Here is a 23,287-nt window from a genome sequence, read left to right as displayed (position 1 = left end):
GTCATGGCTATTCTCAACACCATTGTGTTCAGTTTAACCATTGAGTTTTACCCACTTGACAAAACTCTAATTTTCTTAACTTGACACCAATGGCAAGATGCCCACCCCACAAGAAATTATTGGATACTATTTTTGATTTGGAAGTCCCCAAAGCCGGAATAATTTTATAACTCTTGAACTTACAACAAATAAATTTAAAATCATATTACACCCAAAATCACGGCGCAATATATCTAGGTGATAGCCTAGAACTAATTAAGTCTATTGAAAACAACAGTATTAATCTCATCCTCACCTCACCTCCATTCGCACTAACCCGAAAAAAAGAATACGGTAATGAAACCGCTGAAAAATATATTGATTGGTTTCTACCTTTTGCCTATGAATTTAAAAGAGTTCTCGCAGATAATGGCTCATTCGTATTAGATTTAGGCGGCGCTTACCTGCCTGGTAATCCAGTGCGGAGTATCTACCAATACGAACTTTTAGTGAGCTTATGCAAAGAAGTAGGTTTCTTTCTTGCTCAAGAATTTTACCACTATAATCCGGCTCGACTGCCAACCCCTGCTGAGTGGGTGACAATTAGGCGAATTCGTGTGAAAGACTCAGTAAACACAGTTTGGTGGTTGTCTAAAACACCGAATCCTAAAGCAGATAACAGAAAAGTTTTAAAGCCATATAGCCAAAGTATGAAACAATTACTCAAAAATGGCTATAAAGCAAAAATACGTCCTAGCGGACATGATATTTCTGATAAATTCCAAAAGGATAACCAAGGCGCAATTCCACCAAATTTACTAGAAATTGCTAATACTGAATCGAATAGTGCTTATTTACGACGCTGCAAAACAGCAGAAATTAAACCTCATCCAGCACGTTTTCCTCAAGGGTTCGCCGAGTTCTTCATCAAATTCTTAACTGATGAAGGTGATATAGTATTAGATCCATTTGCGGGTTCTAATACAACAGGCTTTGTTGCTGAAACTCTGCAACGCCGATGGATATCTTTTGAAATTAATGAAAATTATGTAATGGGAAGTCGTTATAGATTTAGCCAATAACCAAATTAAGTAAAGAGTCAGGAGTGAAAAGTTAAAATTTATAACCCTTCGGCAGGCTCAGGGCATCGCTTATAACTTTTAACTCATAACTACTCAATTAAATTTCTCCATTCACCTGCATTTGATGAACTTGATCTGCTAGCTCTTGACGACCTCGATCATCTAGTTTATCAATAGCTAACATCCCCATGAGAATAACTTCTTTCAGGGTCAAACGTGTGGAATGTGCCTGTTTTTGCACAATCTCTTTAATAATGGGACTGACACCAATCGCTGTACTAGCTCTAGCCACAGAAGAAAAGGAAAACACTAATGATTAAGCCTAAATCTTAGCACTTTCAATGAGGTTATTTTCTAGAGTTAAAACTTAATTTAAATGTGTTTCAACTCATACTTCAATGAGTAAACATAAATTTTGAATTATGTATAGTGAGTTCTCAAATTCTCAGTATGGCAAACGTCGTACTTGCTCATTGAAGACATATCATCGTATGATATCAATATTCTCAACAGTTATAATTTTGCCTATTTCTCCAAAATTTCCACCAAGTCCTCAATTGTAAAATTAAAGGCATGAGCTAATTTGTATATAACTGTAAAGTCAACTGTTGCCATTTTACGACGACACTTATAACTTATAACTGGGCTGCAAATTATCCCAGAACGGTCAGAAAGTTCTTTGCTTGACCATCATTTTACTTGTGCTAGTTCTCCAATCGTTAATCTGAACTAATCACATCTTTTAATAACTGGTGCATTTGCACTGCTTAATTTCACATTACAAAGTGAAAAATGTAGACGTGTTCGCGTAGTGTCTTGTAGAGAAACGGCTTGTCGATCAACTCTCACGCGATCGCGACAATTGACTAAAATCTAGAAACCTAAAATTTGATGCTTATTTCACATATTAGCAACATCAAAAGCAAAAACCTTTGTCCTGAGAGCCTCAAAATCACTCACTAATCGCCTAGTTTGCAAACTTGCAATATTTGTGACAACTGAGTTATGAAAAGTAGTCGGCTAAAGAAAACAGTGCCCTCAGTAGAAGTATTCGCATAAACGAGACTTGTATACCAGCGGGAAAACCGTACTTTAAAGAGATCGTAAATTGTCAAATATAATCTCATGAACACGCTTTACAGAACTATACAGCGTAAATAAGAATAATAACTTAACCGAAGTAAAATTTTCCTGAATACAGGCAATTAATGCCGTCATAAGGAAAAGCAGTGAGTAGAGGAGAGAGAAAGCGATGAGGGACCCTTATCTGTTGGCAGCAGGCTTGTTAACAGGATTAGCAATACCAGCATCGGCTCTTCCACATCTGTCAATTGTCCTGCCAGAAAGTTCTAGATTCCTGTGGGATTTAAAACAAGGTTCGCAGACAATAGTCAGTACAAAAATTATCAAGAGCGTTGATCTCTCCTTACCCGAACTCAGCGGCCAAGCGTTCCAATCCCTAAAAAGTTCGCAGCCAATAGTAAGTGAGAAAAGCGTCCCTAGCGTACCAGAATTCAGCAGTCAGGGATTACCAGTATCAACAGAGTCATCACTCAACCCCAGCACCCAAGCAACTAGCCTCTTATTGACATCTGGAAATCAACTTTACTACCAAAGATTGGCAGCTCTGAAAACAGGTCAGATTTATACACGCGTAAATAGTGATAATTTGCAATCATTGTGGGAGTCGATCAAGAAACGTCAGCTAACTTATGATGACTGGAAAAGTTTATTAACTTTAGAAGCTAGAGCGATCGCTCAAGGTCAAGGCGCCAATCATCTAAGTATTTTAGTTGGTGATTCTTTGAGCATGTGGTTTCCGAGAGAAAAACTGCCTGCTGGTAAATTGTGGCTGAATCAAGGCATATCTGGAGATACTTCTAGTGGCGTTTTAAAAAGATTGGGAGCATTTTCAGCAACGCGCCCAGATGTTATTTACATCATGGCTGGAATTAACGACCTACGAAAAGGCGCTAGTGATGAAACAATTTTGTATAATTATCGCCGGATTGTCCGGCGTTTACGCCAGACTCACCCCAAAGCTCAAATCATTGTCCAATCAATTTTGCCTACTCGTCTACCAAAAATTTCTAATAGCCGTATTCGTCATCTCAACATCCAACTAACCGTGATTGCCAAACAAGAAGGCGCTAATTATCTCAATATTTATAGCTGGTTTACGGATATGGAAGGCAATTTGCGCCCAGAATTAACCACAGATGGGTTGCACCTGTCTCAAGAGGGATATGATGTGTGGCGAACGGCACTACAGCAGATAGAATACACACTCACTCAGCGTGAGAATTGAGCGATCGCTTTGCCAACACTTGGAGCGATGTCTACGACGGGCTGCGCCTACGCAATTTTTAAATTTATGGAAGTTACTCATACTGATGCCATCAACATACGTTCTGTAATTGAATACCAATTGGCAGCTTTTAAAAAAGATGATGCCCAAGGCGCTTTTGCCTTTGCCAGTCCAGCAATTCAGGCGCAATTCGTAACCCCAGAAAATTTTATCCAGATGGTAAAGACAAGCTATCCAGCAGTATACCGTCCTCGTTCTGTCTTTTTTGAAAAAATAACAACCATCCAGGGAAACATAACTCAACCAGTGTTGCTACTTGCTCCTGATGGAGTTCCCTTGAGGGCTTTATATTTTATGGAAAAACAGGCCAATCATATCTGGAGAATTAACGGTTGCTTTCTAGTTGCTCTAGAAGGTAAATAAACTCTATTTTATAAAACTAAAATCCGATACTTTAACGCCCAAGGCTTCCCTATTTAAAACCTGATTTAACTTACCGCTACGATAACCTTCTAAATCTAAGGTTACGTAGATAAATCCAAAATCTTGAAATGCCGAAACTAATGTTTGTAAATCGTTAGTTAACACAAACTCTTTGATTTCTTCTGGTGGTAATTCAATACGTGCTGTATCTCCTTCCGATCGCACGCGTAAATTCTGCCAACCTAGCTTTCGCAGATAAATTTCTCCTCTGCCGACTCGTTGCAACTTAGCGACAGTAATCTCTTCACCGTAAGGAAACCGGGAACTGAGGCAAGGTTGAGCAGGTTTATCCCACCAAGGTAAACCAAGTTGTTGCGAAAGTTGGCGAACTTCAACTTTGGTGACACCCACTTCTGCTAAAGGCGATCGCGCTCCTCTTTCCTTAGCCGCCTGAATTCCTGGGCGATAATCATGCAAATCATCAGCATTCACCCCATCAACTACATAAGGATAACCCAACTGTAAAGCTAAGGGTTTGAGAGTGTCGTGCAACTCACTTTTACAGAAATAACAGCGATTAACCGGGTTAGAAGTGTAATTGGGATTTTCCATCTCGTGAGTCTGGACGATTTTATGAGGAATCCCAATGGTTGCAGCTTGAATTTTCGCGTCTTCCAATTCTTCTGGTAACAGTGAAGGAGAAACAGCCGTGACAACCAAAGCGCGATCGCCCAACACATCATAAGCAATTTTGGCAACCAAAGTGCTATCAACACCACCAGAGTAGGCAATCAATGCCTGCTCCATTTCTCTAAATAAAGCTCTTAATTGCTCAAATTTTTCTGTCAGCATCATTTCCCAATCCTGCCAAAACCTTACAGCACCCAACAAATACTATTGTAGGCGGCTAAACAATTTTTGTAGCGTGGGTACTGCTTACCGTTCGCTCAAACTATTGTTTTTACATTGTAGGTAGTGTCCATCCTACGGTTATTGAGAATGGTGCAATATATCAAGATACAGATTGTGGTATTCAAATATTGTTTGTAAAAAAAATGGTAGTTGGGCTGTATTTTAAAGCGAGTAGTTGTGGCGTGTCTTGCTCATCTAAATTTTCCATATCGATTTGTACACAACCTAAGTCAAAGGCTGTTTTTACATCACGCCCGTAGCCCAAGGCTTGATAAAATGAGGTTGCAAAACTAATAGCTGAATCATCTTTAATTGCTTTAGACATCCCAACCACGCTATCAATATGTTGTGCGATCGCTTTTGCTTGTGCTTCCGAATAACAGGCATTCAGAACAACACATCGAATATTATCTTTTAATACAGAAAATAGTTGACTTAATGCTCTAACTGAAACAGGATGACTGTTACCAGAGTTATCTTCTAAAAGAATTTCACTTGATGGACTTCCATGACCACTAAAATGTATGATGTCAGGCTTATGACGTAACAAAATTTCCTGTAAGTCACTGACACGAACAGCCCAATGTTGAATTATCTCAAATTTATCGCGGAATTCTGATTTACGTAATGCTTGATCTATTGAGCGGCTCTCTTGATCTAATTTGAGATGAGTAGTCTTTAAAGGATTTGCAGCTAGAAACAGAATCTTAATAATCTTTTTTGTGGCATTTTCTTGCTCAATTTCATTATTTAAATTTAGTAGTGCATATCTGATTCGATTCTTCTCACGTCTGATTTCTTCTGTGGTGAGGATACCTTTACGCTCATTTTCTAGTAATTCCTTTAAATTAGCTGTGTGTAAAATCGCTTCATTATGATATCGAGATGAGTATTCATTAGTAATTTCAGTGAGGTTTGAAATAGCATTTTGTAAATCACCTTGCTGAATTAGGTTTCTAATACTAGTAAACTTGCTATTCATAATTTAATCCTTGGGTAAAGATAATTGTTTAGTTAACTGACTTTTTATATAAGGGATAAACGGTAGATATATTAAACTAATAATGGTAATTTTTATAAAATTAGACATATAATTATCGTCTTCACTCACAAGTATTTTTTTATCATATAAAATGTATAAAATAAAGTAAGCAACAATAATTAATGCAAATGGGAAAATTATAATATTAAGTGTCTTAAAGCGTGAATATTTATTTGGTTTGATAAAATTTAGTGTTTGAAAATAAGAAAATAGAGTTGGTAAAAAGACGAAAATCATTATTTTTTTTATTAAGGATAAGTCATTGACTGATGACAAAGAAGCAGTAAAAGTAAGTACTACTATAAGAATAAAAAGATAAATTATAGCAAGTATAAAGTCAAGCCAATAGGTATTTTTAAATAAAAATAAAAGTAGAACAACTAAATCCAAAATTAAATAGTTAATTAATGAAATTACTATAATAAAATCATTGCTATAAAAATTTTGATAAATATCATAGGCAATATCTTCAGCTTTTTGTATACCAAAAATATCTGTAGTATCTGGAGATTTCGATTGCTGATTAGATATATTTGATCCCCTATAATTTTCTAGTAGAAGAGTAATATCTTGTGTATTGCCTTTGTTTATTGATTCTACTAAATTTGCAAGAATACTATTTTTAATAGATTTAAATTCTTTTTTATTTAGTAAATAATTAAATATCTTTGCTGTTCGATCAAGAGAAGGTGTTTCATCATATTCTATAAATTTCAAAGTTTCGAGACTAATTGAACTTTTTAAAAAATCTTTTAGTTTTTCATTCTTTAAGAAAAATAAGTGCAAATCTTGCAAAGATTGAATATACAAAAATTCTCTTTTTGAGTAGGAAATACGCATTTCTTCCTTTCTTGAATACTCTTGAATATTACTAGAGAAAATGCTCTTTCTTCCCTGTTTTTGCATGAGGCGACTCTCATACTTAATTAATAATTCTAAATATTCATTTAATGTTTTAAATTGATTTTGTTCTATTTATGTTGCAAAATCTTTAGCTCCCTCTATATCTATATAAATTGAATTTTTATTAAAATTACGACTAATTGAGTTTAATATTAATAAATCAATACTTAAGTCGGTTTGAGGAATAACAATTGCGCTTTTCAAAGCCACTGATAAATAGAATACTAATGTTGCTGAAGCAATTAGCATTATACAGACACTATAACCAAATAACTCTAAAAAACCTTTACTCTTACAAAGATTACCATATTGTTTTTCAATATTATAAGAAGATTGCTTGTATAACCAATAAATAAGCGCTATTAGTTCACAAATAGCAATAATAACAATTCCTCCTATCAAAAAACTAGATAAATGATATAGTTTAATCGGAAAAATAAAAACAATAAAAAAAATTATTACATTTACTACCAGTGCATAATAAGTAATATAATGTAGTCTGAGTAACCATAGTCTTGGTCGCTCAAGCAACCAAGAATGGTTTATTTTATCTAAAAATTCAGGAAGTAATATCTTGAACAACCATTTTTGGATTTTCTCAATTACTTTTTTTATCATAATTGTGTTTCAAATAAATTGCGAGTAGATTGGCTAATATCTCTGAAGTATTCCAACGAAATATTATGTTCTACAAAAAGTTTTAGCAAGTCATTATTAGTTACATCTTTAGATGTATGAATAATAAAGTTATTACCTGCTTGCTCGACTGTCTTATAATTAAGCTTTTCAAGTAAATCCGTTATTTGTTCTTTCGATAAATTGCAATTTATTTCATAAGAGTTATTATCTCTATCTTTACCTAAGTCTTTAACTGAGCCATTATATTCAGCTAGCCCATCTTTAAGAAAAAGAATATTATCAGCAATCTTCTCAACTTCATATAGATGCTGTGAACTTATAATAATTGAGATAGGATTCTTTTTAGACCGAGAAAAATCTTTTAAATCTTGCAAGAAAAGAACTTGAGTATTAATATCAAGATTTGCTAAAGGTTCATCTAAAATAATTAGTTTAGGATTACAGATAATTGCTTTTGCTAGTACAAATCGCATTTTAAAACCACCAGATATTTCATTCCATGACGCTTTTTTGTACTTTTCTAGTCCTAGCCGACTAATAGTAAAATCCACTATATCTTGATTATCTTCACCTGTAATGCCATGAACTGATGCTGCAAAATGTAGATTATCAGCCAATAAACCAGACCATTTTGGTAATTCTTGAGGAATATAGGCGATTTGTTGTTTTATATAATAAAAATCTGGTTTACTGTTTAAATACAAACATGGATAAGTTATTTTTCCTGTATTTGTTGCCAATTCTCCCGCTATTATTTTCAAGAGAGTAGTTTTCCCATTTCCGTTTTCACCAACAACAGCCGTTATTTCACCTAATTTTAAATTTATATCAATGTTAGACAGTTGAAATTTGACAGCGCGGCTTTTATAGCTCTTAAAAATTCCGTTACATTCAAATACGCTTGAATAAGTAGAATTTATAACTAATTCTCGCTGCTTTTTAAAGTTATCTCTAGCTATTTCATATTTAGTTTTAGTTTCGTCTATCTTATGGATCTTTTGCGGCGGAACATAAACATCAATTGGAACTTTTAAAGGCTCTAAGTTACTGTAATTGGTATCTTCTGGTCTAATAATTTCTTCTTTTATTGGTTGATACTCCTGTAAAATTAAGTCGGCAAACTCCAAAATTTCTACTCTGAGTTTCCTAATCTCGCTAGCATTTGTTTTTCCCAAACGACGTTGCTCGTCATTTAAGTTAGTGTATGAAGCTCTAATATTAATAATGTTTCGCCTATGCTTTTTACTATTGGAAAAGTCTGCTACAAAATCCATTAATCGCTTTGTTGCTTGATTGAGTTCATTTGAGGCGACTAAGTTTTCAATTTCAACTGCTCTTGCTTGAGGATCAGCATTATTCATGACTTGCTTTGTTGCACTAACTCACATTATACGTAAATTTGCTTAAGCTTTAGACAGTCTTGAAAGTTCGTAGCAACTGACTGCGTAAAATGTGGTTTCCATGAATTCACCAACAGAATCATGGAATTCGCGGCTATACAGACAAAACCCGCGTAGGCGGGTTTCAAATTCCTAGAGTTCAGGAAACAGACTAACCACGCTATGCATAGCTTGCTTCCCCGTAGGAGTACGGTAAGCAAACTAGGAAACGCTAAGTGAACGCTTACGTTTTTATAGCCGTGCTTTCTAATTTCTAAATATATTTACTGAGATGTTCCCTACTCTATTTCCTCTTCAGTTGCTATTGGCGGTTTACTGTACTTGGCCACCAGACTAGCTAAAAGCGGTAAATCAATCGGTTTAGAAATATAGTCATTTACTCCAGCAGCTAGACAAGTTTCGCGATCGCCTTTCATCGCCATTGCTGTTTGAACAATTACCGGAATCTTCCCATATTGCTGATTTTCTCGCAGTTGTTGCACCAAGTTAAGACCATTTTCATCTGCCAAACAAACATCCATTAAAATCACCGCTGGCTCTAACACAGTTAGAGCCTCCCACATCTCGGCAGCATTCTTAACCCAAGTCACTTGATATCCCAAATTACGTAGATAAATTTGCATCAAATTGGCATTGGGTAAATCATTTTCTACCAGCAAAACTTCTACAGAATAACTAGGTGTCAAAGGCAGAGGAAATGAGGAAAATTCTGCTTCCCCTGCTTCCTCATCTTGCTCTCCACCCTCATGTCCTCCTACTCCCAGTTCTTGCTTAAGGGGAAGTACAAGAGTAAAACGGGAGCCACGATCCATTTCAGATTCAACTTTCACCGAACCACCATGAATTTGGGCGAGTTTCTGAGTCACTGCTAAACCCAAACCAGTACCTTCAATACCATCTGCTACAGCCTTAGCAATTTGGAAATATGGCTCAAACAGTTGAACTTGGTCTTCCTGGGAAATGCCAGTGCCAGTATCCCAAACTGTAAAATGCACAAATACATCTTTGGAAGCAACCTGTAAGCCAACACTTCCTTTAGTAGTAAACTTTAGGGCGTTGAAGAGTAAATTCAACAACATTTGCTTGAGTCGTAAGGGGTCAGCTACTAGGGTTGTAATATCGGGTTCAAGTTCTAGGCACAGTTTCAAGCCCTTATTAGCGGCTTTCTCTTTCACCAGTGCCAAAACATTGTTACACAACAGTGGCACATCTACTTTTTCCCACTGTACTTCTAGCTGATTTGCTTCAATTTTAGAGAGATCCAAAATATCATTAATCAAAGCTAGTAAGTGTTTACCGCTAGACTGAATGATATTTAAATACTCTTGCTGACGTTCTTTACTTGGTTCGTACCCTGGAGCTAAAAGCAGATGGGTAAACCCAATAATGGAACTAAGCGGTGTGCGAATTTCGTGGCTGGTGTTTGCCAGAAACTGATTTTTCAGTTGATTAGTGCGCTCCAATTCTTGATTAGAGTTACTTAACTGTTGACACCGTTGCGGCCAAGACAAGATGTGTCTAAGTTGTACCAAGGCTGTAGTACACTGCTTGGCAGACCTTGCCATCAATTGCGATCTGAGTTGAGCTTGCGATTCTATGAGTGACTCATGATGAGAACTTAGGGGCGCTGTGGCGATAATTAGCCAGCCTATAACGCTGCCAGAATCATCCGCTAACCGCCAAGCGCTCGGTAGTTGTTGATTCTCAAGCTGTTGCAAATCTTCAAGTTTTATCACCTCTTGCAATCTCAACAGCAGCTTGTTTTCTGCTGTCAGCACTTCTAGAAATAAAGGCGCTGAATTTGGGGACGAAGAACGGGAAACATAGCAAACTGTGGCAACAGTTTCTTGTGGTTGACACATAGCGATGCCTACGGCACATTCTGTAAGTGCCAGATTACTGCTATGAACAGCACTGTTAATCTCGTTAACCACGGCTTGGAAAATTTCCGCTTGTGCTGCTTCTGGCTGTGGGACAGTGTTACAAGCAGAAAGCAAGCAATCATTAAGGCGACTTTGCAACTGGTTTAAGCTGCTCTCCAGCCACAGTTGCGCGCGAAGTTGCTCAATTGTTGTCAAAAGTTTTGGCGTTGCATCTATCAGTGAGTTCTGGTCTGGTAAGCTTGAATACTGCTGCATGGTCAACTAGACCGTTGAACAAGTTTAGCTACGCATAAAAATCCCAACAGGATTTTATGTATATTAGCGGACAATTCTTTTTTATTTTTAAATTACAACTTATGTTGTTATAAACCATAACTTATGATGTCGAGTTTAGCAGCTACTCCAAAAAAAATTATTGTATGAACCACTAACCTAAAATTTTTTAAACCCAACTTAAGACTTATGGATACACAATTCGCCCAACTAATCGTCAATGGGATTGCGGTGGGGAGCATTATTGCTTTAGCCGCAGTCGGACTGACTCTTACTTATGGAATTTTACGGCTATCTAACTTTGCTCATGGTGACTTTCTCACTTTAGGAGCCTATCTGACTTGGCTGATAAACACCATTGGAGTCAATATTTGGCTGTCGATGATCCTAGCGGCGGCGGGAACAGTAGCAGCAATGCTGTTATCGGAAAAGTTACTGTGGTCAAAGATGCGCTCTATCCGTGCTACTTCCACTACGCTGATTATTATTTCTATCGGACTTGCCTTATTTCTTCGCAATGGGATTATTTTTATCTGGGGTGGCAAGAACCAAAATTATAATTTACCTGTTACTCCGGCTTTAGATATTTTGGGTTTAAAGATACCGCAAAATCAATTATTGGTATTAGGGTTGGCAGTACTAGCAATTTTGGCGCTGCATTATCTGCTGCAAAATACCAAAATTGGTAAGGCGATGCGAGCAGTTGCGGACGATCTGGACTTAGCCAGGGTTTCAGGTATTAATGTTGACCGAGTAATTTTCTGGACTTGGCTAATAGCTGGTACTCTTACATCTTTGGGCGGCAGTATGTATGGATTAATTACAGCTGTGCGCCCAAACATGGGATGGTTCCTAATATTACCATTATTTGCCTCAGTAATACTTGGTGGGATTGGCAACCCCTACGGTGCGATCGCAGCAGCTTTTATCATTGGCATCGTCCAGGAAATCAGTACTCCTTGGCTGGGTTCCCAGTATAAACAAGGTGTCGCACTGTTGATCATGATTTTGGTGCTGCTCATTCGCCCCAAAGGTTTATTCAAAGGAACGATTTGAGCAGCACCATTCCACTTCTAATTATTCAATAATGTGGAAATACCAGGCTGCTACCAGGAAATTGATAGCTAACAAGAACAGTGCCCAGCCTGTGCGATAGGCGTAGGGAGGTTTAGCTCCACTGTCTGCAACTGGTAAATCTTTGTTTTTAGCGGTCATAATGCGATTCTCCTTATGTCATGACTTTTAAAGAAATACCAAACTGGTGTACCAAATACTCAAATTCTTTAAGAATATTTGTGTGAAGTTGGGAATTGGGATTAGGAGAGAGGTGAGAGGTGACAGGTGACAGGGAATAATCTGTACCTTGTAACCTTTACCCTATTCCCTTTTTCACTCCTCTCCAGCATGGTAGGAACTGCGAACCAGAGGCCCAGAACGAACGTGGTTGAATCCCATTTCCCATGCTAATCTGCCAAGTCGATCGAATTCCTCTGGAGTCCAATATTTTTGGACTGGCAAATGTTCTAAAGAAGGACGCATATACTGCCCAATAGTCAAGCGATCGCATCCCACAGCCCTTAAATCAGCCATTGCTTCGATAACTTCATCAACTGTTTCTCCGTGTCCCAGCATCAAACCTGATTTGGTGGGAATTGTCGAATCGATTTCTTTAACCATAGCCAGCACCAAGAGCGAGCGATCGTACTTGGCTCCCCGGCGCACTGGACTAGTTAACCGTTGCACTGTCTCAATATTATGATTAAAACAAGCTGGTTTGGCTTTGACAATCATCGCTATCCGCTGGCGTTGACCTGACTCTCCAACACCAGCACCACCCCAAAAATCGGGGGTCAGCACTTCAATTTGAGCCTCTGGATTTAATTGGCGGATAGTCGCGATCGTTTCTACAAAGTGCCCTGCACCCTGATCGGGCAAGTCATCACGGGCTACAGAAGTCAGCACCACATAACGCAATCCTAAAAGCTGCACCGCCTGGGCAACCTTTTCAGGTTCCTCTAAATCAAGAGGCATTGGTGCATGACCTTTATCTACTTGACAGAAAGCACAAGAGCGTGTGCAAGTAGGCCCCATTAGCAAAAAAGTTGCAGTTTTTTGGGCGTAGCACTCTCCACGGTTAGGGCAGCGTCCTTCTTCACAAATTGTGTGAATTTGGCGCTGCTTAATAATGCGTTGTACGGTAGAGATTTCACTGGCTTTGCCAATTGGGCGACGTAACCAGCTAGGCATTGCCTTAATTTCAGACTTTAGTTCGGCTTGTTGTGACGAAATCATAGACATCCAAGCAAGATGCGGATATAGATGTAGTGGTCTGTTGATTAAATATCACAATGACACAAATTTAAAAGAGCGCAAGCAAAAGTTTTGCAAAACACCTTTAACAATGTCATTTATACCGAAATATACTATCCCCCAATTGCTAGAAATTATGTATATAGTGGGAGGATTCTCAAGGACAATCGGCAAAGTCGCTATTTACACTTATAGTTTCTGTTAGAGCAAACAGTCGTGGCAAGCAACAAGATTTTAGTTATCGATGACACTACAGTTGTCAGGGTAAAAGTACGAGAAATGTTGCCTCCGGGCAATTTTGAGGTACTAGAAGCAAAAGACGGTTTGGAAGGACTAAATTTCATTCTTCAGGAAAAACTCAGCCTGATTATGCTGGATTTCCTGTTGCCTAAAATGAGTGGCTGGGAGGTTTTCCAGAAAGTTCAAGCCGATCCGGAGTTAAGGAAAATTCCTTTAGTGATCATGTCTGGTCGCAAGGAAGAGGTGACTGAGAAAATCACAGAACCATTTGAATATTTTGAATTTTTGGGCAAGCCTTTTGATCAGAAACAACTAATTGGCGCTATTAAGTTAGCTATGGCTAAGGCGAAACAGCCACGCCCAGAACTAGTCCCAGTAGGAGCAGGAGTTACTGTCAAAAATGGCACGTTATCAACCTCTAGTATCGCCAATAGTACGGTAGTAGCCCCTAGCGTCGCAACCTCTAGCGTCGCAACCCCCAGTACTGGAGGAGTCTCCGAGGCAGAAATTAATGCATTGAATGAGAAAATTGTCAAAATGCAAGCAGAAATTGATGGTTTGAAGAAACAGCTAACTCAGGTTGTGACTTTTATTAAACAAAAAATTAAGTAGTATTTGTGCTCGTTATTATTATCGCAGCCAAAAATACACCATATATCCTGGTGTCCGATTAAAAGCGGGTAAAAATAGTTAGTTCAAAAACACTTATGTTGACAAATCATCATTATTTAGTGAGGTACAGCTTTACCGGGCTAAGGTCAAGCTGTACTTTATCTTCCCTCTTCGTAAGTTCGGAGAGGGGTTCTGGTTGAGGTTTTAATATGTACTTAACTTGACGAAGAAACGCTACAATTCAAGATTCAGATATTTAGTAAAAAAATATATTAAAAGTCATATTTATAATACAAACAAATTCAACAAAAAATCCTATTTTATGATGAGGATAGTCTTGGCGCGGGAATAATAAGCCATAGAAACAATAATTATGAGCATAATCCGCAATGTTAATAGTATTGGATACATTATATTCGTTTCCTGGCTATCGCATTACTGAACAAATCTACTCAGGCAGCAAAACCCTGGTTTATCGGGGTATTAGAGAAGAAGACCAAAAATCAGTCGTTCTCAAATTGATGCGGAATGAATATCCTACCTTTGCGGAAATAGCTCAGTTCCGAAATCAATATATCATCACCAAAAACCTCGATATTCCTGGCATAGTCAAAACCTATAGCTTAGAAAATTACCGTAACAGCTATGTCTTAGTGATGGAAGATTTTGGCGGTATTTCCCTCCAAAACTGCCGAATAGAGGACAAGGGAAAAAAGGAAAACTGGCTTTCCCTGAACGAGTTTTTCCACATTGCGATTAAAATTGCTTCTACCTTGGAAAGACTGCATCGCGCTCGCATCATTCACAAAGATATCAAGCCTGCCAACATCCTCATAAACCCTACCACAGATGAAATCAAACTTATCGACTTTAGTATTGCCACCCTTCTGCCAAGAGAAATTCAGTTTCTCACGAACCCCAACATCCTAGAAGGCACTCTGGCTTACATTTCCCCAGAACAAACCGGAAGGATGAACCGAGGTATTGACTACCGCACTGATTTTTATTCCCTCGGTGTCACCTTCTTTCAACTCCTCACCGGACAGTTACCCTTTACCAGCAAAGATCCCACGGAGTTAGTTTATTCTCACATTGCCAAACAACCGCTAAGAGCCAGTCAGATTAACTCCAATATTCCGCCAATTTTGTCTGACATCATCAGCAAGCTGATGGCAAAAAATGCCGAAGACCGCTATCAAACTGCTTTGGGGTTAAAACATGACTTGGAGGCGTGCCAAAGCCAGTGGCAAGAAACAGGAAATATTGCACCCTTTGAACTCAGTGTGAGAGACATCTCAGACCGTTTTATAATCCCCGAAAAACTCTACGGTCGCCAAAGTGAAGTTGAAACCCTACTCGCTGCTTTTAAGCGTGTAACAGAAGGGGCAACAGAAATGATATTAGTCGCAGGTTTCTCTGGCATTGGCAAAACTGCCGTGGTCAATGAAGTCCACAAACCTATTGTGCGGCAGCGTAGTTACTTCATTAAAGGCAAATTTGACCAGTTTCAACGTGATATTCCTTTGTCAGGATTAGTGCAAGCCTTTCGGGACTTAATCGGGCAACTGCTATCAGAAACTGATGCCCAAATTCAACAGTGGAAAGTCAAAATTATGCAAGAGTTGGGTACACAAACTCAGGTGATTATTGATGTCATTCCTGAACTCGAACAGATTGTTGGCAAGCAACCTCCGGTTACAGAAGTCTCTGGCAGTGCTGCCCAAAATCGGTTTAATTTACTGTTTCAAAAATTTATCCAAATCTTTACAACGAAAGAACATCCCCTGGTTATATTTCTCGATGACTTGCAATGGGCAGATACGGCATCTTTGAAATTGATTCAGCTATTAATGTGTGAAAACACGTTGTCTTCTGTTTCAGAAGGGACAGAACAAATGTATGAAATTCAGGGGAGTTTATTGTTAATTGGTTCCTATCGAGATAACGAAGTTTCCAAGGCACATCCGCTTTATTTTACACTACAGGAGATTGAGCAAGCAGGAGCAATTATTAATACAATCGCTCTAGCACCCTTAAATCAAGGTGATTTGAATCATCTCATTGCTGATACTCTTCATTGCCCTGAAGTAGTTGCTGTTTCTCTCACGCAGATGGTGTTTGCTAAAACTAAAGGCAACCCCTTCTTTTCCGTTCAATTTCTTAAATCTTTATATGATGATGGGCTAATTGTATTAAATTTAGATGTTGGTTATTGGCAGTATGATATTTCAAAAATCAAAGAATTAGTTCTTACAGATGATGTAGTAGAGTTTATCGGACTGCAAATAGAAAAGTTACCAATATATACCCAAAAAGTTCTCAAGCTGGCTGCCTGTATTGGTAATCAGTTTGACTTAAAAACTCTGGCGATCGTCAATAAAAAATCTGTAGTAGATACAGCATCAGACTTGTGGCAAGCATTACTTGATGGGCTAGTTTTACCACAGACTGAGAACTATAACATCTTTTCAAAAGATAATACTAATCAAGAATTCATTGTTCATGGAATAGAATCTACACAATTTTCAAATTCTAATTTACAGCTACCTAAATATAAATTCGTACATGACAGAGTGCAGCAAGCCGCTTATTCTTTGATTCCCGAAGAACAAAAAAAGCCAATTCACTTAAAAATTGGGCTACTGTTATTGAACAATATTCCAGTTGCAGAACAGGAAGAAAAGATTTTTGAGCTTGTCAATCAGTTTAATATCGCAGTGGAATTCATCTTTTCTCAAGCTAAACGAGATGAACTAGCCCAGATGAATCTAATTGCTGGACGTAAAGCTTTAGCATCAACAGCTTATCCCGCTGCTGTGAAGTATTTAACTACTGGCATCGAACTGCTGGCAGGTGATAGTTGGGAGACGAAACATTATCTCACCCTGGCTTTATATGAGACTGCGACAGAGGCAGCATACTTAGCTGGCAACTTTGAACAGATGGAGAAATTAGCAGAAGTGGTGTTGGTACGTAAACCACTGCTAGAAAAAGTAAAAGTTTATGAAGTCAAAATTCAGGCTTATGGGGCGCAGAACCAAGCACTGAACGCTGTAAATACTGCCCTAACCTTTTTGAAACTTTTGGGAGTGGAGTTTCCTGAACATCCAAGTCAGTCTGATATTCAGTTAGCAATGGCAGAATTAACATCAAATCTCAATGGTAGACCCATTGATGACTTAATGAATCTACCAGAGATGACACAATCCCAGCAGATAGCAGCTATGCGTATTCTATCGGCTGTAACTGCTGTTACCTATTCAGTCACTCCTGAACTATTTCCGCTGATTGTTATTAAACAAATCAACTTGTCACTCAAATATGGTAATACTTCCTCGTCTGCTTATGCCTATGTTGCTTACGGGGTAATTCTCTGCGGGATAGTGGGAGATATTGAATCTGGCTATCAATTTGGCAAATTAGCTTTGAACCTTTTAGTTAAATCCAATGTTAAAGAAGTTAAAACTAAGATCATGATGGTATTCTATACATCTATCTGGCATTGGAAGGAGCATAGTAGGGAAATATTAAAACCTTTGCTTGAGGCTTATTCTGTCGGGCTAGAAACTGGAGATTTAGAATATGCAGCCTACTGTCTTAACAATTATTGCTACTCTACATATTTCATCGGTAAAGAATTGACAGAGCTGGAACGGGAGATAGGAACTTACAGCAATGCTATCAGACAAATCAAGCAGGAAACAGTATTTAACTGGAATAGCATATATCAGCAGAGTACTTTAAACTTGCTAGGAAATGTTGTAAATCCCTGTTATTTGATCGGGAAAGCATATAATGAAGAGATAATACAACCGCTTCACCTTCAAACGAAGGATGCTATAGGACTTTTATATTTATATTACAATAAATTGCAATTATGCTACTCATTTCATGAGTTCCCTCAAGCGGTTGAAAATGCTACTTTGGCAGAAAAGTATTTAGATGGTGGTATAGGACAGCTAGTTTTCCCTCTTTTCCATTTTTACGATTCATTGGCTAGACTTGCGGTGTATTCTGAAGCATCTGCTTCTGAGCAAAAGCTTATTCTTGATAAAGTACAAGCCAATCAGAATAAGATGCGAAAATGGGCGCATCATGCCCCGATGAATTATTTACATAAATATTATCTTGTAGAAGCTGAACGGCATCGAATTGGAGATCAATATATTGAAGCAATGGAATCGTATGATCGTGCTATCTCCCTCGCGAAAAAACATGAGTATATCAACGAAGAAGCTCTGGCTAATGAACTTGCGGCTAAATTTTATCTAGAGTGGGACAAAGATAAGATTGCCCAAACTTACCTAACTGATGCCTACTATAGCTACGTTCGCTGGGGAGCGTTAGCCAAGGTTGACGATTTGGCAAAACGCTATCCTCAATTACTGGCTCCCATATTTAAGCAAGAAAAACTGGGTATCCATTCCAGCGAGGAAAGCACTTCTTTCAATCGTACATCTATATCATCTTTATCTACCCTGAGTAATCAACAAACTGTTATTGGCTCGAAGACAAGTATTTCTGACTCTCTGGATTTAGCCGCATTCATCAAAGCATCTCAAGCACTCTCTGGGGAAATCGAGCTTGAGCGACTGCTTTCTACTTTGATGGAAGTTGTTATGGAGAATGCAGGAGCCTCTAAATCCGCTTTAATTTTGAGCGAAGGTGATAATTTAGCATTAACTGTCACGGCTGTTTGTTCAAGTTCAAATTTGGAACATACCTACACTGAGTTTCCATCAACTTGTCTGGAGTCAAGCTACGATGTTCCCATTACTTTGATTAACTATGTTAAACGCTCTAGAGAAATCTTGGTTATTGATGATGCAATGGCTGTTTCTTTTCTAGTAGGTGATAGCTACATTATTAGTGAAGAACCTAAGAGTTTATTGTCTATACCTCTTCTAAATCAAGGTAAATTAATTGGGATTCTTTACCTAGAAAATCATCTGACGACAGGAGCATTTACACGCGATCGCGTGGAAGTCCTCAAACTCCTCACTACTCAAGCAGCAATATCCCTAGAGAATGCTATCCTCTACAAAAATTTGGCAGAAGCTAAAGAAAGCTTGGAAGAATACAACCATACGCTAGAGGAAAAAGTCCAGGAAAGGACGCAGGAAATCAACGATAAAAATCACTCTTTACAAGAAGCTCTACAAGAATTGCAACGAACCCAAATCCAATTGATTCAAAGTGAAAAGATGTCTTCTTTGGGACAAATGGTAGCGGGAATTGCCCATGAAATCAATAACCCTATTAACTTTATTCATGGCAATATTAATCATGCTAGTGAGTATGTCCAAGACTTGCTGGATTTGGTAGTTCTTTACCAGCAGGAATATTCCTCTCCTTCGCCTTTAGTTGAGGAGAAAGCTGAGGAGATTGATATAAATTTCCTAGCAGAAGACTTGCCAAAGATTCTAGATTCAATGAAAGTGGGGAGTTCACGGATTCGGAATATTGTTTTAGGCTTACGCAACTTTTCTCGCCTAGATGAATCTGAGATGAAACCTGTAAATGTTCATGAGGGAATAGACAACACCTTAATGATTTTGCAGCATCGACTTAAAGAAAAGAGCAATTTTGCTGAAATTGAAGTTATTAAGGAATACGGAAAATTACCGGAAGTTAATTGTTACCCTGGTCAACTAAATCAGGTGTTTATGAATATCCTGAGTAATGCGATTGATGCTTTAGAAGAGTCATTTGTCATTGATCATCGATCATTGATAAATGACAAAGAACAAATAACAAACGACATAGACGCTTCAGTAGCATCTCCTAAGGTAGGACAAATTCACATCTTTACTAAACTAACAGATTCTAATACGGCGATAATTCGGATTGCCGATAACGGTTCTGGTATGACAAAAGCAGTGCAGCAGAAAATCTTTGACCCATTTTTTACCACCAAGTCGGTAGGAAGTGGCACGGGGTTGGGGTTGTCGATTAGCTATCAGATTATTGTGGACAAACACAAGGGTAGTTTAACCTGTGATTCCTCATTAGGAAAGGGGACTGAGTTCGTGATTGAGATCCCAATGCAACAGTCAGATATTTAGACTAGTAACGCTTCTTTGAAAATACAAAGTTGGGTTAAGTAAAGCGAAACCTAACATTTGGAAGTTTGTCGAGTTTTGCTCCGCTCTACCCAACATACAATTTTAAAAACCCAGTTTGTCACAAAAACTAGGTGATTTCTAAGACTGATCAAAACAACTCTGGCAAGCTACTAGGGTATGGGTGCAGTTGTCATATTAACTAAAGACTCTTGACGCGCCCGCCGCCCTGTAATTACCATCTTGACTCCACTGGAAGGCGCAAGGGTAAAACCTCGACGCTGAGGTCGCTCTGGACGCTGATCAACTAGCTCCAAGTGATAGCGTGACAAAACGGTTGCTAATACTAGCTTCATTTCAAATAGAGCCAAAGCCTCGCCAATACAACGACGGGCACCACCGCCAAAAGGCAGGAATTCATAGGGAGAAAATTGACGTTCAACAAAGCGCTCTGGTTGAAACTCCTTAGGCTGGGGATATAAATCCTCTCGCTGATGAGTAAGATAAATACTGGGAAGTAGCACAGTTCCAGGCTCTAAAGGATGTCCCAATAATTCAACGGGTTCTTGCACTACTCTGGGAAACGAAAACATTGTAACGGGGTAAATTCGCAAGGTTTCATTACAGACAGCTGTGAGATATGGCAGTCGGTAAATGCTCATAGGGTCTGGAGAATCACCGAGAGTGTCCAGTTCTTGGAGCAGTTTTTCATAGACTAAAGGCTTTTGGTGAATCCAGTACAATCCCCAAGCCATTGCCGATGCTGTAGTTTCATAACCGGCAAGTATTAAGGTTATTAACTGATCGCGCAACTCCTGAACCGTCATCGGTTGGCCCGCTTCATCCCGACATGATATCAGCAAAGAGAGAATATCGATGCGTTCTGGATCGGGTTGTTGCTGACACTCGGCAATTTCAGTGTAGAGAAATTGATTAATTTGCTCTCGATTGCGTAGGAACTTTCCCCAAGGACTCCAAGCTCCTAAATCCTGTTGCAAAAATGAGAAAAAGAATAAGCTAGAAGTGAAAGGTGACTGGAAAAGCTCTAACAGCAACGGCAATAGTTGCCTAAGTTTTTGAATTTTTTCTCCCTCATACAAGCCAAAGATAGCCTGTAAAATGACTTGCTGAGATATATCCTGTGTTAGATTACGTGCTAAAAAGGGCTTATTTAGTGGTAACTGACTAAAGATTTTTTCAGACACATTACAGATTAACTGACCATAGGCTTGCATCCGCTCTCCATGAAAAGAGGGTGTCACCAGTTGTCGTTGGCGTTTGTGGCGATCGCTCTCCAGCATTACCACTGAATAATTCCCCAAAAGCGGCTGCAAAATCTCGTTGAGTTCCCCAACAGCAGCAAACTTCTTTCTATCATTAGTTAAAATTTCTTGGATTGCTTTGGGATGGTTCACAAAAACTACTGTGTCACCAAAACCGATTATTTTACCAGTAAAAATATCGGGATACTGTTGAGCTGCATTTTCCATATAGCTAACAGGGTCAGTAACCCACTGAAGCTTTTGTAGCAAAGAGGGAGTTTTGAGAGGATTAGGTAGTTGCATTTAATGTTTAATTCTGAAAATTTGCTAATTTTTCGCCCTTATTTTTAGAGTAATAAGTGGCTATTCCACTTTTATGTTCAAATGCTCAAATCTCAGAACTACAAGCAGCAAAAAGTACAAATAAAATGCAACAGTTTCCTACTTTGCTTAGAAATTTGCAATTTTTTTAACATTTAATTACCTCTAACTTTTCAGCAGTCTGATAGCGAGTAGATTGAGCACACCAAGCAAGGTTGGCACTTATCCAGCTATGCAATCCTGATATATATTTTGCGAGTTCAGCATCTTCCTCTTCTCCAAAATTTGGAATAGATGCTTCTAATTTCATCATACTTAGCACATCTTGATCGTGGATTTCAGCAGCACGCTGGATTGCTTGTACTAAAGGCAAGTTCTGTTGATAATGCAGTACCAAGACTAAATTATGAACGTCGCCATCTTCCATTTCCCTGAGTGCCGAGAAAATATCGTTACCCCAGCAAAGAACCTTATTTGCTATCAGTTTTAGTTCTTTCACTATGTCGTGTTCTCGGACAAAATCAGGAATTATTAAATGGTCGCAAAATTCAATCAACTCGATAACAGGCTCCACCCCTCCGGCTAATATACGTATCGCCATATAAGTGTCAATATCAGGTATAACTCCCTGTATACGGTTAGTTGCTTCCTCGACACATCCTTGGAAGTAGCCTTTAAAGCTATGGAGGAAGTGATAAAACCATTTCGTATTTCCTCTTTCGAGTATTCGATATCTTAAGTTACTTAAGGCATGAGCAAGGGGTACATCTTGATTTGTAAGTTCTTCCCCATTTAATATTTCCAAAAATCTATTATGAAAACCCTTTAGTAGTTCAGGTTGTTTTCCTAAATCTGACAAATCGCATTGGTCATCCCAAATAAATAACCAGCTCAATAAGTCATTTGCAATCTTCAGTTCTTCAAGCTGGCAGGAAGGGTAAGTAGCTGCGGCTAATAAAAAGAATTTTGCCTTGCAGAAACGCTGATAAGACGATTCATTTGCCAGCAGATTGAAGCGTAGTACCCATTCAAAAGCATACTCTTCCAAAACATCAACATGCTTATTGATATGGGATGAAAATGGACAGTATAAATCAGAGGAAAGTAATTCCTTCATAGAAATATATTGGTTAAAAGTGAGTAACATGAATTACAAAGGAAAAAATAAATAGACTCATAGAGAGCCTATGACAATTCCTTGAAAAGAATTAGCTAAAACACGAGATGCTATATAGTGTGTAAATCATATTGGCATCACTGTTAGTGGTGTATAAATCTATCTGAATCTTTCCTAACTTAAACAGTATTCTTCAATGTTTTCTTTAAAAGCATAACCGTAACTTTACTGAAATTATCCAGAATTCTATTTTTTGATAAAAAATTTATATCTAGAAATACTCATGATAAATACTGTTGACTAACTGAAAAAATTAACTTATGGCATCAACAATCTTGAACTTTGATAGCGCTACTTTTATAAAAAGGCAAGGGTAAGAATAACTAATTTTAAAGCACTCGCTTCATAAAAGAGGATTTTCAACTTTAGTGAAAGTACAGATGAGTGGTTAATTTCCATGCTGTAGCGATAGATAGGTCTGTTGGTTGCATAGGGCAATTTAGTCTGAAAATGTTGGTG

At 38.3% G+C, this 23,287-nt stretch carries 17 protein-coding genes and 1 pseudogene; 6 read left to right on the top strand and 12 right to left on the bottom strand.

The window, feature by feature from the left end; translation table 11 throughout:
- Positions 1 to 173: 173 nt before the first annotated feature.
- Entirely contained in the window at positions 174 to 1,061 is an 888-nt protein-coding gene (locus V7K44_RS30705) for a DNA-methyltransferase (RefSeq protein ID WP_334937466.1), read from the top strand.
- A gap of 97 nt (positions 1,062 to 1,158) precedes the next feature.
- Here V7K44_RS30705 and V7K44_RS30700 read toward each other — a convergent pair whose 3' ends face one another.
- A complete protein-coding gene (locus V7K44_RS30700) occupies positions 1,159 to 1,371 on the bottom strand; it encodes a hypothetical protein (protein ID WP_099099566.1) in 213 nt (70 codons plus the stop codon).
- Positions 1,372 to 1,586: 215 nt separating this feature from the next.
- Positions 1,587 to 1,736 (bottom strand): annotated as a pseudogene (locus V7K44_RS30695) (helix-turn-helix domain-containing protein); the annotation flags it as partial.
- A gap of 577 nt (positions 1,737 to 2,313) precedes the next feature.
- Between V7K44_RS30695 and V7K44_RS30690 the strand changes: the two are divergent.
- Together V7K44_RS30690 and V7K44_RS30685 are read left to right on the top strand one after the other, a co-directional pair.
- Positions 2,314 to 3,369, top strand: a complete 1,056-nt coding sequence (locus V7K44_RS30690; RefSeq protein ID WP_334937464.1) for an SGNH/GDSL hydrolase family protein — start codon at positions 2,314 to 2,316, stop codon at positions 3,367 to 3,369.
- A 66-nt stretch (positions 3,370 to 3,435) separates the two neighbouring features.
- The gene (locus V7K44_RS30685) at positions 3,436 to 3,792 is read left to right on the top strand and encodes a DUF4864 domain-containing protein (protein WP_334937476.1); all 357 of its coding nucleotides are present in this window, start codon (positions 3,436 to 3,438) and stop codon (positions 3,790 to 3,792) included.
- A 3-nt stretch (positions 3,793 to 3,795) separates the two neighbouring features.
- Here the strand turns inward: V7K44_RS30685 and larE are convergent, their stop codons facing one another.
- The 6 genes from larE to hrmK all read right to left on the bottom strand — a co-directional run bounded on the left by larE (position 3,796) and on the right by hrmK (position 10,826).
- A complete protein-coding gene (gene larE / locus V7K44_RS30680) occupies positions 3,796 to 4,644 on the bottom strand; it encodes an ATP-dependent sacrificial sulfur transferase LarE (RefSeq protein WP_334937474.1) in 849 nt (282 codons plus the stop codon).
- 181 nt (positions 4,645 to 4,825) lie between these two features.
- Positions 4,826 to 5,686 (bottom strand): CHAT domain-containing protein, encoded by an 861-nt coding sequence (locus V7K44_RS30675; RefSeq protein WP_334937462.1) that lies wholly within the window; start codon positions 5,684 to 5,686, stop codon positions 4,826 to 4,828.
- A 3-nt stretch (positions 5,687 to 5,689) separates the two neighbouring features.
- Complete coding sequence (locus V7K44_RS30670; RefSeq protein WP_334937460.1) at positions 5,690 to 6,652, bottom strand: hypothetical protein; 963 nt, start codon at positions 6,650 to 6,652, stop codon at positions 5,690 to 5,692.
- A 69-nt stretch (positions 6,653 to 6,721) separates the two neighbouring features.
- Entirely contained in the window at positions 6,722 to 7,267 is a 546-nt protein-coding gene (locus V7K44_RS30665) for a hypothetical protein (protein WP_334937458.1), read from the bottom strand.
- Positions 7,264 to 8,649, bottom strand: a complete 1,386-nt coding sequence (locus V7K44_RS30660; RefSeq protein WP_334937456.1) for an ABC transporter ATP-binding protein — start codon at positions 8,647 to 8,649, stop codon at positions 7,264 to 7,266. Before V7K44_RS30660 ends, V7K44_RS30665 begins: the two co-directional genes overlap by 4 nt.
- Positions 8,650 to 8,966: 317 nt before the next feature.
- Entirely contained in the window at positions 8,967 to 10,826 is a 1,860-nt protein-coding gene (gene hrmK / locus V7K44_RS30655; RefSeq protein ID WP_334937454.1) for a hybrid histidine kinase/response regulator HrmK, read from the bottom strand.
- A 207-nt stretch (positions 10,827 to 11,033) separates the two neighbouring features.
- On the opposite strand from hrmK, the gene V7K44_RS30650 reads away from it, so the two are divergent.
- Positions 11,034 to 11,900 carry a branched-chain amino acid ABC transporter permease gene (locus V7K44_RS30650; protein ID WP_322717901.1) on the top strand — a complete coding sequence of 289 codons (867 nt, stop codon included), beginning with the start codon at positions 11,034 to 11,036 and terminating at the stop codon, positions 11,898 to 11,900.
- 21 nt (positions 11,901 to 11,921) lie between these two features.
- Here V7K44_RS30650 and V7K44_RS30645 read toward each other — a convergent pair whose 3' ends face one another.
- Together V7K44_RS30645 and lipA are read right to left on the bottom strand one after the other, a co-directional pair.
- Positions 11,922 to 12,059, bottom strand: coding sequence for a photosystem I protein PsaX (locus tag V7K44_RS30645; RefSeq protein ID WP_322649390.1), 138 nt, complete (start codon positions 12,057 to 12,059; stop codon positions 11,922 to 11,924).
- A gap of 174 nt (positions 12,060 to 12,233) precedes the next feature.
- A complete protein-coding gene (lipA, locus tag V7K44_RS30640) occupies positions 12,234 to 13,136 on the bottom strand; it encodes a lipoyl synthase (protein WP_334937451.1) in 903 nt (300 codons plus the stop codon).
- A gap of 234 nt (positions 13,137 to 13,370) precedes the next feature.
- Between lipA and V7K44_RS30635 the strand changes: the two genes are divergently transcribed.
- A complete protein-coding gene (locus tag V7K44_RS30635) occupies positions 13,371 to 14,006 on the top strand; it encodes a response regulator (RefSeq protein ID WP_334937449.1) in 636 nt (211 codons plus the stop codon).
- A 389-nt stretch (positions 14,007 to 14,395) separates the two neighbouring features.
- Complete coding sequence (locus tag V7K44_RS30630) at positions 14,396 to 20,071, top strand: ATP-binding sensor histidine kinase (protein WP_334937447.1); 5,676 nt, start codon at positions 14,396 to 14,398, stop codon at positions 20,069 to 20,071.
- 170 nt (positions 20,072 to 20,241) lie between these two features.
- Here V7K44_RS30630 and V7K44_RS30625 read toward each other — a convergent pair whose 3' ends face one another.
- Together V7K44_RS30625 and V7K44_RS30620 are read right to left on the bottom strand one after the other, a co-directional pair.
- Positions 20,242 to 21,633, bottom strand: coding sequence for a cytochrome P450 (locus tag V7K44_RS30625; RefSeq protein WP_334937445.1), 1,392 nt, complete (start codon positions 21,631 to 21,633; stop codon positions 20,242 to 20,244).
- A gap of 166 nt (positions 21,634 to 21,799) precedes the next feature.
- Positions 21,800 to 22,768: a terpene synthase family protein gene (locus tag V7K44_RS30620; RefSeq protein ID WP_334937443.1), complete on the bottom strand. Its 969-nt coding sequence runs from the start codon at positions 22,766 to 22,768 to the stop codon at positions 21,800 to 21,802.
- Between the last annotated feature and the right edge of the window lie 519 nt (positions 22,769 to 23,287).

Origin of the sequence: Nostoc sp. (assembly GCF_036917235.1) — a bacterium.
Taxonomy (GTDB): domain Bacteria; phylum Cyanobacteriota; class Cyanobacteriia; order Cyanobacteriales; family Nostocaceae; genus Nostoc.
Note: the sequence above shows the minus strand (reverse complement) of the source record. Positions and strands in the feature narration are given on the sequence as shown.